The organism is Pseudomonas sp. Cab53 (assembly GCF_018325965.1).
Classification (GTDB): domain Bacteria; phylum Pseudomonadota; class Gammaproteobacteria; order Pseudomonadales; family Pseudomonadaceae; genus Aquipseudomonas; species Aquipseudomonas chlororaphis_E.
Genome location: NZ_AP021902.1, coordinates 353,946 through 366,339, shown reverse-complemented (window position 1 = coordinate 366,339; position 12,394 = coordinate 353,946). Strand labels below are relative to the sequence as shown.

Sequence of the window (12,394 nt, the reverse complement as noted above, 5' to 3'; positions counted from 1 at the left end):
GTAGCGACCGGGGGCGAATCGTAAGCGACGGTAATAATTAAATATTTTTTGATAACGTGCTTGACGCCCCCCTGAAAAACCCGTTTAATGCGCCCCGTTGCCCAGATAGCTCAGTCGGTAGAGCAGGGGATTGAAAATCCCCGTGTCGGCGGTTCGATTCCGTCTCTGGGCACCAAATACCGAAAACCCCGATCAAGTGATTGATCGGGGTTTTTTATTGCCTGGGGTTTCTTCCCCCCACCCAACCGACTCCGCTACATTCGACCCTCGTCACTCCACCTCCCCCAACAAACGAGTCGACATGGACATCACCGGCATCCCCTTTGGCACCACCGATTGGTCAACCATCGAACCCACCGTACACAACGGCGTTACCGGAACGGCGTATTGGCGCACCCGGCAGTTCGGGAACATCCGGGTCAGGATGGTGGAGTACACGGCGGGCTACCTGGCTGATCACTGGTGCACCAAGGGCCACATCCTGTTTTGCCTGAAAGGCGAGCTGAGCACCGAACTGGAGGACGGCCGGCAGTTTGTGCTCAAGCCTGGCATGAGCTACCAGGTGGCCGATCAGGCCGAACCGCATCGTTCTTCCACCGCCCAAGGTGCCACGCTGTTCGTGGTGGATTGATTCGAAGCGAGCGCCTTGAAGCTGTAGCATGGGCAGCCTTATTTTTACGTCAGGAGCCCGGCCCATGGCATCGGTGAACAAGCAGCAAAAGCGCACCCAACGCGCCAAGGCGAAAGCCAAGAAGAACCGCATCCAGCGTGCCGCGGCACCAAACGACTTTCTGGACCCGAACGATGAGCGCATCGACCTGGAGACGGTAGACCTGTCGGAACTGTTCGAATCCATGCGCGCCGCCGAAAAGGTCAGCCAGCAGGCCATGTGCTCGGTCTTCCTGGCGCATCCGTTGCTGGCCCTCGTCCTGGAGCAGGAGGGCGAGGAAGAAGCCACTGACTTCATCTTTACCGCGCTGATCGAATACCGGCGCCTGACCACCGGTGTCGATGAGCAAGCGGCCCTGGACTGGGTCGAAAGCCCGCAATTCCAGGCTGACTATGTCGCCGCCTCCCAGGCGCTGACGCAGCATCCTGATTAATTTCGCGCCTGGTCAATGAGAGGCTGTTCACGCCGGGTGGGCAGCCTCTTCGTCACGTATTCGCCTCTATTGGTGTGCCTACAGCTTTCTCGGATAGGTCCTACATGTCGGCGACACGTGGCCTAGCCAGTCCTCAAATCGGTCTGGCGTGACTCCCACTCTTTTCCTCCCGATCAATCAGCTTCGTCCGGCATCATCGAAACGCCGCGTGGCGCATCCTTTCGGTCCGCCCACTCCTTTGGCAGACATTCGATGAGCTCCCTTCTCCCCCAGGATGACCCGACACTGGCCCCACTGATCAGCGAGCTGGGTGACCTGATCCGGCAGGCACGACAGAAGGTGCTGCGCGCCGTTGATACCCTTCAAGTGCAAACCTGCTGGCAGATCGGCCGGCATATCGTCGAGTTCGAACAGGGCGGTGCCGAGCGGGCTGCTTATGGCGCGCGATTGCTGCCGACATTGGCCATCGAGCTTACGACGAAGTTCGGAAAAGGGTTTGATGAAAGAAATTTGCGGCACATGCGCGACTTTTATCAGACATTCCAAATTTGGAACGCAGTGCGTACCGAATTAAGCTGGACCCACTACCGCACGCTCCTGCGCGTAGAAAACGACGCAGCTCGCCAGTGGTACATGCACGAAGCCACCACACAAGGCTGGTCAACCCGGGCCCTGGAGCGTCAGATCGGTACCTTCTACTACGAACGCCTGCTGGCAAGCCGTGACCAGCCTGCGGTGAAAGAGGAAGCGGCGGCCAAGCTCAAGGAGATTGACCTGGGCCCCAGGGACATTGTCAGAGACCCTGTCGTCCTGGAGTTCCTAGGGCTGCCGAATGCCGGCACCTTGTTGGAAACCAACCTGGAACAGGCCTTGATCGACCAACTACAAGGCTTTCTCCTTGAGCTGGGCAAGGGCTTCGCCTTCGTTGCGCGCCAACAGCGCATCAGCACCGAAAGCAAGGACTTCTACCTGGACCTGGTGTTCTACAACTACCTGCTCAAGTGCTTCGTGATTGTCGACCTCAAGCGCGGTGAGCTGAGCCATCAGGACATCGGGCAAATGGACATGTACGTGCGCCTCTATGACGAGCTGAAGCGCGGGCCCGGCGACAAACCCACCGTCGGCATCATCCTCTGCGCCCAGAAGGACGAATCCGTGGTGCGCTACTCCGTCTTGCACGGCAACGAACAGCTGTTTGCCAGCCAGTATCAGCTCGTCCTTCCATCGGAAGAAGAATTGCGCCAGGCCCTGGATCGCGAGCGGGCGCGGCTTGAAGAAGCCAACCGCCAGACGGGCGATAAAAGCGGATAACCCTTTCAGAAATCCTGTGTACCATTGACGCGGATTTTTTTCCGTAACACGCCACCAAAGAGCTCTTTCCTGCATGTCATCGGCCGCACCCCACCCTTCCCTGATCCAGGCATTGCGGACCGAAACCGCCACCCTGCACATTGCCTTGGAGAAACGCCTGCCGTTTTTCTCCGAGCGCCTGGATCTCGCGCTGTATCGGCGCTTGATGGCGGCCTACTACGGTTTTTACCAGCCGCTGGAGCAACGGCTTCATGTGCTTGCGCTGATACCGACCGGGCTGGACCAATCCCTGCGTGTCAAGCTCCCGGTGCTGCGGGCGGACCTCACGGCGCTGGGCCTGGATGACGCCGCAATCGACGCCCTGCCGACTTGCCAGGCGCTTCCCCGGATCGACTCGCGCGCCGCGGCGCTGGGTGTTTCCTATGTGCTGGAAGGCGCGACCCTTGGCGGGCAGATTCTGCGGCGCCGGGTGGCTGAGCAGCTGGGGCTCGATGCTTCCAGCGGCGCGGCGTTTCTCAACGTTTATGGTGAGTTCACCGGCCGACGCTGGAAGGACTTCCTCCAATACCTGGACGACAGGAACCTTGGCCAAGCCCAAACGCTCGAAGTCACAAACGCTGCCAAGGCGACGTTTACCTATTTTGAACACTGGCTGGACAGCCAGGAGGTCCTGTTATGAACCCGGATAACCAAGAAGCCTTCGAAGAACTGCTGGCCAATTGCGCAGACGAACCGATTCGCTTCCCCGGGGCCATCCAGCCTCATGGCGTTCTGCTGATGCTGTCTGAGCCTGACTTTGTGATCCGCCAGGTCAGCGCCAACGTGCTGCAACTGATGGGCCACGACCCCGACCGACTGCTGGGCAAGACCCTGGACGCCCTGTTCGGGCTGGAGCAGGCCGAAGCCATTCTTGTCGCCTGCCGTGCCGCTCCTGAAAGCGACAACGTGCCCGTGGCTATCGTCGTGAACCAGTTGCGCTTCGACGCCCTAGTGCATCGCCATCAAGGCGCCCTGATCGTCGAGCTGGAACAGCACCTGAGCGACTACCGCCCCGAAGGCGTCAGCGGCGAGGCCAACATGGGCCGCATGCTGCAACGCCTGCAAAGTGCGAAGACCCTTCAGGCCCTGTACGAAATCAGCGTGCGGGAAATCCAGGCGATGACCGGTTACGACCGCGTATTGATCTATCGCTTCGAAGAAGAAGGCCACGGCCAGGTGATCGCCGAAGCCAGCGCGCCGTCAATGGAGCTCTACAAAGGCCTGTTCTTCCCGGCCTCGGACATCCCCGAGCAGGCTCGCGAGCTGTACCGCACCAACTGGTTGCGCATCATCCCCCACGCCGACTATGCGCCGGTTCCTTTAGTCCCCGAGTTACGACCCGATACCGGGGCGCCCCTGGACCTGAGCTTCGCCACGCTGCGCAGCGTCTCGCCGATCCACCGCCAATACATGAAGAACATGGGTGTGCTGTCGTCCATGAGCATCTCGCTGATGGAGGGCGAGCGCTTGTGGGGGCTGATCAGTTGCGGCAACCGCGAGCCGCTGCTGGTCCCCCATGAAATGCGCATGGCCTGCCAGACCATCGGCCAAGTGCTGTCGTTGCAGATCAGTGCCATGGAAGCCCTGGAACTGACGCGCCAACGGGACGCCAAGCTTGCGAACCTGAAGGTGCTCGCCGCCGCCATGGCCGAGTCCACCCATAACGTGTTTGACGGCTTGTCCCACGAGCCGCAACGGCTGATGGACCTGGCCGACGCCTGCGGCGTGGCGATTCTGGAGGACAACAAGCTGCACCGCCACGGCCAATGCCCGGAGCCGGAGCAGATCCGCGAATTGCACAAATGGATCCTGGAAACCGGCCAGCCGGTGTTCGCCCACCACAACCTGGGCAGCATTTTCTCGCCGGCCCAGGCTTACCAGGAGGTGGCCAGCGGCGTACTGGCGATCCACCTGCCCAAGCCGGTGGAAAATGGCGTGCTGTGGTTCCGCCCCGAGGTGAAACAAACCCTCCAGTGGAGCGGCGATCCGCAAAAGCCCCTGGACCTGGAGAACAGCGAGACCGGCCTGCGCCTGCGGCCCCGGACGTCTTTCGAAATCTGGAAAGTCGAAATGGCCGGCATCAGCACCAAATGGAGCCATGGCGACCTGTTCGCGGCCAATGACCTGCGGCGCTCGGCCCTGGAGAACGACCTGGCCCGCCAAGTCCACAAGGAGCGCCTGGCCGTACAGGCTCGCGACGAACTGGTGGCGGTGGTCTCCCATGACCTGCGCAGCCCCATGACAGTCATTTCCATGCTCTGCGGCATGATGCAAAAGGCCTTCAGCTCCGATGGCTCCCACAGCTCCAAGCGCATTTCCTCGGCCATCGACACCATGCAACAAGCCACCAGCCGCATGAACGCGCTGCTGGAAGACTTGCTCGACACCTCGAAGATCGACGCCGGACGCTACACCATCAATCCCCAGCCGATCGCCGTCAGCCAGATCTTCGAAGACGCCTTCTCGCTGTTGTCGCCGCTGGCTATCGCCAAGGCCATCGACATGTCCTTCCAGGCCGAACCCGACCTGAAGATCAACGCCGATCCCGAGCGCCTGTTCCAGGTGCTGTCGAACCTGATCGGCAACGCCATCAAGTTCACGCCGCAGAAAGGCCGCGTGGGCATCAGCGCGATGTCGGTAGGCAATGAGATCGTGTTCAGTGTTCGCGACACCGGCGAAGGCATTACCGCAGAGCAGTTGCCTCACGTGTTCGACCGCTACTGGACAATCAAGGAAGGCAACCCGAACGGCACCGGCTTGGGGCTGTACATCTCCAAGGGGATTGTCCAGGCCCATGGCGGTAAACTGCACGCCGAAAGCCAGCCAGGCAAAGGCAGCGAGTTCACCTTTACCGTGCCAAAAATCGACTGAGCCGGGCATATCCCCTGACTAATTGGAAACCGAAGCCCAATGGCCTCACTGAACAAGCAGCAAAAACGCGCCAAGCGCGCCAAGGACAAAGCCAAGCAGATCCGCATGAGCGGACGTAAATCCATCCCGATGTATGGCGACCCCGCCCACGCCACCGCTCAACCGCCGGTGTATGTGCTGGAGCTGTTCGCCAAGCTGCGCGAAGCCGAGGCCGTCAGCCGCGCCGAGCTGCTCGACACGCTGCTTTCCTCCCTGAGCGTGATGATCAGCGAACGCCCGGGCCTGCTCGACCTGAAGAACGCCGAAAACGAAAGCATGGCGGCCACCAACCTGGCCGCCGACATGCTGGTGGACTACCGCATGTGGGCCGACGACATGGACCGCGAGACGGCGCAGCGCTGGCTCAGCACCCCTGAGTTCATCAAGGACTTCAGCGAGGCGCTGGATCGGTATCGCCAGTCGATGGAAGAACCCGCCAGCGAATAAACCGGCCGGCTATTCGTCACCGTGGTATATCCCATTGACATATCCCTCCATTATCCTATGCTTCAACTGCATCCAATGGAGGACGGCACATGGAACAAACCACCCTTTTCATGAGCAACCGCAGCCAAGCGGTCCGGCTACCCAAGGCAGTGGCGATGCCAAGCGACGTAAAGCGTGTAGACGTGATCGCCATAGGCAGAACGCGCATTATCACGCCGGCTGGCGAAGCCTGGGATAGCTGGTTCGATGGCGATAACGCCACGGCAGACTTCATGGCAGAGCGTGAACAGCCTGCCGATCAGGAGCGTGAGTCTTTCTGATGATCAAGTTCATGCTCGATACCAACGTCTGTATTTTCACCATCAAGAACAAGCCCCAGATCGTCAGAGAAGCTTTCAATCGTCATCACGGCCAGCTCTGCATCAGCGCCGTCACACTGATGGAGTTGATCTACGGCGCAGAAAAGTCATCCGCCCCAGAGAAAAATCTCGGCGTCATCGAAGGGTTCTGTGCCCGACTTGAGGTTTTACCTTTCGGTTATGACGCCGCAGCCCATACCGGCATGATCCGGGCAGAGCTGGCAAAGATTGGCAGGCCAATCGGCCCCTACGACCAGATGATTGCCGGCCATGCCCGCTCCCTCGGGTTGATCGTAGTCACCAATAATCTGAAAGAATTCGAAAGAGTCCCCGGACTGCGCATCGAGGATTGGACAGGGATGTAACTTCGGTTGCCTGAAGTTAAAAAGCTCCATCAAAACTCCTGTTCAGGAAACAGCGGAACATTGGCTTCACAGCCCTGAAGTACAGGCGGATTTCGAAACAGCACGCGCCAGCTTCAGAGAGGTCCTCAAAATATTGTGGGATCTTGAGGACGCTCCCGAATAACCCGAAGTTACTTCTGATTGCGGTAACGCTCATCCGATTAACCCTTCCAACCCCCGCCCAAAGCTGGCACCATCGCGCCTTTTTTTACGCGACTCCCCCGGGATTTTTAGCGGTAGACACGGTTCAAACGGCCGTTCGGTTGTTGATGGCGCGACAGTCTGCTGCGGCGATGCGACAACCTGCCGCACATCACCGATTTATCCCCCGTAGCGCTGTTGGCGACCATTCGGACGCATGCTAGCTTGGCCGCCTCGCCACGGAAGGCAGCCAACAGCAAGGGAGCACACACCATGAGGACCGCACATGGCCCAGGCCACGCCCGCGCTTGAAATCCGCAACCTGCATAAACGCTACGGACAGTTAGAGGTGCTCAAAGGCGTCTCGCTGACCGCCCGCGACGGCGATGTGATCTCGATCCTGGGTTCCTCCGGTTCCGGCAAGTCGACATTCCTGCGTTGCATCAACCTGCTGGAAAACCCCAACCAGGGTGAAATCCTGGTGGCCGGCGAAGCGCTCAAGCTCAAGGCCGCGAAAAACGGCGAGTTGGTGGCCGCCGACGGCAAACAGATCAACCGCATGCGCAGTGAGATTGGTTTTGTGTTTCAAAACTTTAATCTCTGGCCGCACATGAGCATCCTCGACAACATCATCGAAGCCCCACGCCGGGTGCTCGGCCAGAGCAAGGCCGAGGCCATCGAAGTCGCCGAAGCCTTGTTGGCCAAGGTCGGCATTGCCGACAAGCGCCACGCCTACCCCGCCGAACTCTCCGGCGGCCAGCAACAGCGCGCCGCCATCGCCCGCACGCTGGCGATGCAACCCAAGGTGATTCTGTTCGACGAGCCGACCTCCGCCCTTGACCCGGAAATGGTCCAGGAAGTACTTAGTGTGATCCGCGCCCTGGCCGAAGAAGGCCGCACCATGCTGCTGGTGACCCACGAAATGGGTTTCGCCCGCCAGGTCTCCAGCGAAGTGGTGTTCCTTCATCAGGGCCTGGTCGAGGAGCAAGGATCGCCACAGCAGGTCTTCGAAAACCCGCTTTCGGCGCGCTGCAAACAATTCATGTCCAGCAACCGCTAACGGAGCAGTACATATGCAGATCTACAAGAAATTCCTTTTGGCCGCTGCCGCCAGCCTGGTGTTCTCGGCCAATGCCATGGCGGCCGAAAAGCTGAAGATGGGCATCGAAGCGGCCTACCCGCCGTTCAACAACAAGGACGCCAGCGGCCAGGTCGTGGGCTTCGACAAGGACATCGGCGACGCCCTGTGCGCCAAGATGAAAGTCGAGTGCGAAGTGGTCACCTCCGATTGGGACGGCATCATCCCGGCCTTGAACGCCAAGAAGTTCGACTTCCTGATCTCCTCGCTGTCGATCACCGAGGAACGCAAGCAGGCGGTGGACTTCACCGACCCGTACTACTCCAACAAGCTGCAGTTCATCGCGCCGAAAAACGTCGACTTCAAAACCGATAAGGACTCGCTCAAAGGCAAGGTCATCGGTGCACAACGGGCGACCCTGGCCGGCACCTGGCTGGAAGACGAACTGGGCAGCGACATCACCGCCAAGCTCTACGACACCCAGGAAAACGCCTACCTGGACCTGACCTCCGGCCGCGTCGATGCGATCCTGGCAGACAAGTACGTCAACTATGACTGGCTGAAAACCGACGCCGGCCGCGCCTACGAATTCAAGGGCGACCCGGTGGTGGAAAGCGACAAGATCGGCATCGCCGTGCGCAAGGGTGACGACGAACTGCGCAACAAGCTGAACGCCGCGCTCAAGGAAATCGTCGCCGACGGTACCTACAAGAAAATCAACGACAAGTACTTCCCGTTCAACATCTATTGATGCTGACGTGCCTGGCCGACGCTGCTGCACCGCAGCGCCGGCCCTTTGCAAAGCCTGCAGCGATATGAACACACACCCATGATGATCGACCTCTACGGATTCGGCCCGGCGCTCGCCGCCGGCGCGCTGATGACCGTCAAACTGGCACTCTCGGCCTTGTGCCTGGGGCTGGTGCTGGGCCTGCTCGGCGCCTTGGCCAAGACCTCGCCGTACAAGCCGCTGCAATGGCTTGGCGGAACATACTCGACACTGGTTCGCGGCATTCCGGAATTGCTCTGGGTGCTGTTGATCTACTTCGGCACCGTCAATCTGATGCGGGCGCTGGGCGAGCACCTGGGCAATCCCGACCTGGCCCTCGACGCCTTCGCCGCCGGCGTCATCGCCCTGGGCCTGTGCTTTGGCGCCTATGCGACGGAAGTGTTTCGCGGGGCGATCCTGGCGATTCCCAAGGGGCATCGTGAAGCCGGCGTCGCCCTGGGCCTGTCGAAATGGCGGATCTTCACCCGGTTGATCATGCCGCAGATGTGGCGCATCGCCCTGCCGGGCCTGGGCAACCTGTTCATGATCCTGATGAAGGACACCGCGCTGGTCTCGGTGATCGGGCTGGAAGAAATCATGCGCCACGCACAGATCGGCGTGACCGTGTCCAAGCAGCCATTCACCTTCTACATGGTGGCCGCGTTCATGTACCTGGGCCTGACCGTACTCGCCATGACCGGCATGCACTTGCTGGAACGACGCGCCGCGCGCGGCTTTATCAGGAGCACCCAATGAACTGGGAAGTCATCATCAAGTGGCTGCCAAAACTGGCCCAGGGCGCGACGCTGACCCTGGAACTGGTGGCCATCGCCGTGATCGCCGGGCTGTTGCTGGCCATTCCGCTGGGGATCGCCCGCTCTTCACGCCTGTGGTACGTGCGGGCGTTACCCTACGCCTACATCTTCTTTTTCCGTGGCACGCCGTTATTGGTCCAGTTGTTCCTGGTGTATTACGGCCTGGCGCAGTTCGATGCCGTGCGCAGCAGCGCGTTGTGGCCGTACCTGCGCGATCCGTTCTGGTGCGCGACGGTGACCATGACCCTGCACACCGCCGCCTACATCGCCGAGATCCTGCGTGGCGCGATCCAGGCCATTCCGCGTGGCGAGGTCGAAGCCGCCCGGGCCCTGGGCATGTCGCGGCCTAAGGCGCTGTTCTACATCATGCTGCCCCGTGCCGCGCGCATCGGCCTGCCGGCCTACAGCAACGAAGTGATCCTGATGCTCAAGGCCAGCGCCCTGGCCAGCACCGTGACCCTGCTGGAACTCACCGGCATGGCCCGTACCATCATTGCCCGGACTTACCTGCCGGTGGAGATCTTCTTCGCGGCCGGCATGTTCTACCTGTTGATGGCGTTCCTGCTGGTGCAAGGCTTCAAGCAGCTGGAGCGCTGGTTACGCGTCGATGCCTGCCAAGGACGCTGACGGCGGCGTGCTGACGGGCGAAGCGCTGCTCGCCCGTTTCACGGCGCTGGATGGGTTTCTCACCGCACACCAGGCCTTGTGGAAACCACGGCCGTTCACCCATCTGCAGCTCCCCTGGGAAACGTCTTACCCACAGATGGCCCATTGGCTACGCCAGCGCCCCTTGGAAGCCGCCGAACACGACCATCACCAGCCCTGGCTGATCGAGCACGCGCCGGCTCCCTTTGCGGAACTGGCGGCCGCTTCCCGCACCTTGAGTTCAGTTGCCCCCCTGCCCGCACGAACGCTGGACGCACCGACCCATCGCCTCAATGTTGAGGTGCCCGGGCGTAAATGGCAGCAGATCGAAGCCTTCGCCAGCCGCTTGCGCTTTGCCAGCGAACCCATCCATTGGCTGGACTGGTGCGCCGGCAAAGGCCATCTCGGCCGCCGCCTGCTGCACGGAGAGCAACGCCTGACCTGCCTGGAATACGACCCCACGCTGGTCGATAGCGGCCAGCAGTTGAGCCAGCGTCACCACTTGCCTGCCATGCACCTGCGCCAAGACGTGCTGGCGGCAGACGCCGCCCAGGCAATCGCCCCTGAACACACACCGGTGGCCCTGCATGCCTGCGGCGACCTGCATGTGCGCTTGCTCCACTTGGCCAGCGCGGCCGGGTGTGCGCAACTGGCCATCGCCCCGTGTTGCTACAACCGCATCAGCGCCGAGCACTATCAGCCGCTGTCCGACGCGGCCAAGGGTTCCGCCCTACAGCTTTCTCTCGACGATCTCGGCCTGCCGTTGACCGAAACCGTGACCGCTGGCGCCCGGGTGCGACGGCAACGAGACCAGTCCATGGCCCGCCGCCTGGGCTTCGACCTGCTGCAACGGCAAATCCGAGGGTGCGACGACTACCTGCCAACCCCGTCCTTGCCCAGCGCCTGGCTGGAAAAATCCTTCGCCCAATACTGCATCGATCTGGCGGCCCTCAAAGACTTATCCACAGTCGGCACGCCCGATTGGGCCGCACTGGAAGCCGCGGGCCAGCAACGCCTGGCCGAAGTGCGCAACCTGGAACTGGTGCGTGGTCTTTTCCGACGCCCGCTGGAGCTTTGGCTGGTACTGGACCGGGCACTTTTCCTCACCCACAAAGGCTACACCGTGCGCCTCGGCACCTTCTGCGAAACACCCCTGACGCCGCGAAACCTGATGCTGCTGGCAGAGCGTCATTAATCCCTCGCAGCCTGTGGATAACTCTGTTGATGGAATCTGCCTGGATCCAACGGAACCGCGATTTGTTGACCGAATTCACTGTGTTCATTTTTTGTTCATATGGATAAAAAACCATGAAAACAGCTATTTGCGACCCAATGAGAACGTGTTCACAAAATGGCAAGGTTCAAGCGGCTGCATCCATCCCGTTGTGCATAAGCATCTAAGCAAAACGACATAACCGCCGAATTCAGTGCTGCCTTACAGCACTCATTGCACCCGGCCTGGCGGTGCTATACAACAACCGAACGTATCCTGATTGACACCCTGCCGACACATTCAAGGATTGGTCGTGACGTTCATTTCCTACGCACAAAACTTCGAAGACATACGCTTGTGGCGCGCCCTTCAACAGGTGGAGAACGGCTTTTACCTCGACGTCGGCGCCAACCATCCGACCGATGATTCCGTTACCCGGGCTTTCTACGACCACGGCTGGCAGGGCATCAACATCGAACCGGTGCAGGCCTACTACGCCGCGCTCTGCCAGGAGCGTCCCCGAGACATCAACCTGCAATGCGTGGCCGGCGACAACGCCGACAGCTTGACCTTCTACACCATCGCCGACACCGGATTGTCCACCGTCGAACCCAACGTCGCCCAACAGCACCGCGACGCCGGCATGGACGTGCGCACCCAAACCGTCCAATCCCGCACCCTGGTCTCGATCTGCGAAGAGCATGTGCAGGACCGCCCCATCCACTTCTTGAAAATCGACGTGGAAGGCCACGAAGAAACCGTGCTGCGCGGCATGGACTTCAGCCGCTGGCGCCCCTGGATCATCCTCATCGAAACCCCATGGGCCCGCGACCAGGCCTGGGAAGCTCTGGTGACCGGCGCCGGCTACCAGTCCATCCTGTTCGACGGCATCAACACCTACTACCTCGCCGAAGAACACCTGGCGCTCAAGCCCGCCTTCGACATCCCACCCTGCAACCTCGACGGCTTCCAACTGCGCAAAGGCCACCCCTTCAGCCACCCCCTCGACGACACCGACGCCCAACTGAGCGCCGCCCTGCGACGCGCCGAGCAGGCCGAAGCCCAACTCCACGCCATCCAAAACAGCCGTACCTGGCGCGCCTTGCAGAAACTGCGCAACGTGCTGCACCGCACCTGAGCCAACCTCGCGCAAAAATAGT

General features: G+C 60.7%; 14 protein-coding genes and 1 tRNA gene. All 15 read left to right on the top strand.

All coding sequences use genetic code 11. The annotated features are described in order from the left end of the window. Positions 1–99: 99 nt before the first annotated feature. The 15 genes from KI241_RS01575 (at position 100) to KI241_RS01505 (ending at position 12,372) form a co-directional block, all read left to right on the top strand. Positions 100–175, top strand: a tRNA-Phe gene (locus KI241_RS01575). A gap of 126 nt (positions 176–301) precedes the next feature. Further along, complete coding sequence (locus KI241_RS01570) at positions 302–631, top strand: DHCW motif cupin fold protein (protein WP_047736173.1); 330 nt, start codon at positions 302–304, stop codon at positions 629–631. A 64-nt stretch (positions 632–695) separates the two neighbouring features. Further along, a complete protein-coding gene (locus KI241_RS01565) occupies positions 696–1,103 on the top strand; it encodes a hypothetical protein (protein ID WP_042728147.1) in 408 nt (135 codons plus the stop codon). A gap of 252 nt (positions 1,104–1,355) precedes the next feature. Continuing rightward, on the top strand, positions 1,356–2,414 hold the full coding sequence (locus KI241_RS01560) for a PDDEXK nuclease domain-containing protein (RefSeq protein WP_047736174.1): 1,059 nt from the start codon (positions 1,356–1,358) through the stop codon (positions 2,412–2,414). A gap of 73 nt (positions 2,415–2,487) precedes the next feature. Beyond that, complete coding sequence (locus KI241_RS01555; protein ID WP_042728145.1) at positions 2,488–3,093, top strand: biliverdin-producing heme oxygenase; 606 nt, start codon at positions 2,488–2,490, stop codon at positions 3,091–3,093. Further along, complete coding sequence (locus KI241_RS01550; protein ID WP_212803286.1) at positions 3,090–5,324, top strand: ATP-binding protein; 2,235 nt, start codon at positions 3,090–3,092, stop codon at positions 5,322–5,324. The genes KI241_RS01555 and KI241_RS01550 overlap by 4 nt, the downstream gene beginning before the upstream one ends. A 39-nt stretch (positions 5,325–5,363) precedes the next feature. Beyond that, positions 5,364–5,810 carry a hypothetical protein gene (locus KI241_RS01545; protein WP_212803285.1) on the top strand — a complete coding sequence of 149 codons (447 nt, stop codon included), beginning with the start codon at positions 5,364–5,366 and terminating at the stop codon, positions 5,808–5,810. Positions 5,811–5,899: 89 nt separating this feature from the next. Then, positions 5,900–6,130, top strand: coding sequence for a type II toxin-antitoxin system VapB family antitoxin (vapB, locus tag KI241_RS01540; protein WP_047736177.1), 231 nt, complete (start codon positions 5,900–5,902; stop codon positions 6,128–6,130). After that, positions 6,130–6,534 carry a tRNA(fMet)-specific endonuclease VapC gene (gene vapC / locus KI241_RS01535; protein ID WP_042728141.1) on the top strand — a complete coding sequence of 135 codons (405 nt, stop codon included), beginning with the start codon at positions 6,130–6,132 and terminating at the stop codon, positions 6,532–6,534. The genes vapB and vapC overlap by 1 nt, the downstream gene beginning before the upstream one ends. A 466-nt stretch (positions 6,535–7,000) precedes the next feature. Further along, a complete protein-coding gene (locus KI241_RS01530; RefSeq protein WP_042728139.1) occupies positions 7,001–7,774 on the top strand; it encodes an ABC transporter ATP-binding protein in 774 nt (257 codons plus the stop codon). Positions 7,775–7,787: 13 nt separating this feature from the next. Then, positions 7,788–8,543: an ABC transporter substrate-binding protein gene (locus KI241_RS01525; RefSeq protein ID WP_053148690.1), complete on the top strand. Its 756-nt coding sequence runs from the start codon at positions 7,788–7,790 to the stop codon at positions 8,541–8,543. Positions 8,544–8,621: 78 nt separating this feature from the next. Continuing rightward, a complete protein-coding gene (locus tag KI241_RS01520) occupies positions 8,622–9,317 on the top strand; it encodes an ABC transporter permease (RefSeq protein ID WP_212803284.1) in 696 nt (231 codons plus the stop codon). Beyond that, a complete protein-coding gene (locus tag KI241_RS01515; protein WP_123579377.1) occupies positions 9,314–10,003 on the top strand; it encodes an ABC transporter permease in 690 nt (229 codons plus the stop codon). Before KI241_RS01520 ends, KI241_RS01515 begins: the two co-directional genes overlap by 4 nt. Further along, positions 9,984–11,216 carry a methyltransferase gene (locus KI241_RS01510; RefSeq protein WP_212803283.1) on the top strand — a complete coding sequence of 411 codons (1,233 nt, stop codon included), beginning with the start codon at positions 9,984–9,986 and terminating at the stop codon, positions 11,214–11,216. Before KI241_RS01515 ends, KI241_RS01510 begins: the two co-directional genes overlap by 20 nt. A 331-nt stretch (positions 11,217–11,547) precedes the next feature. Beyond that, entirely contained in the window at positions 11,548–12,372 is an 825-nt protein-coding gene (locus KI241_RS01505) for an FkbM family methyltransferase (protein WP_212803282.1), read from the top strand. Positions 12,373–12,394 lie beyond the last annotated feature (22 nt).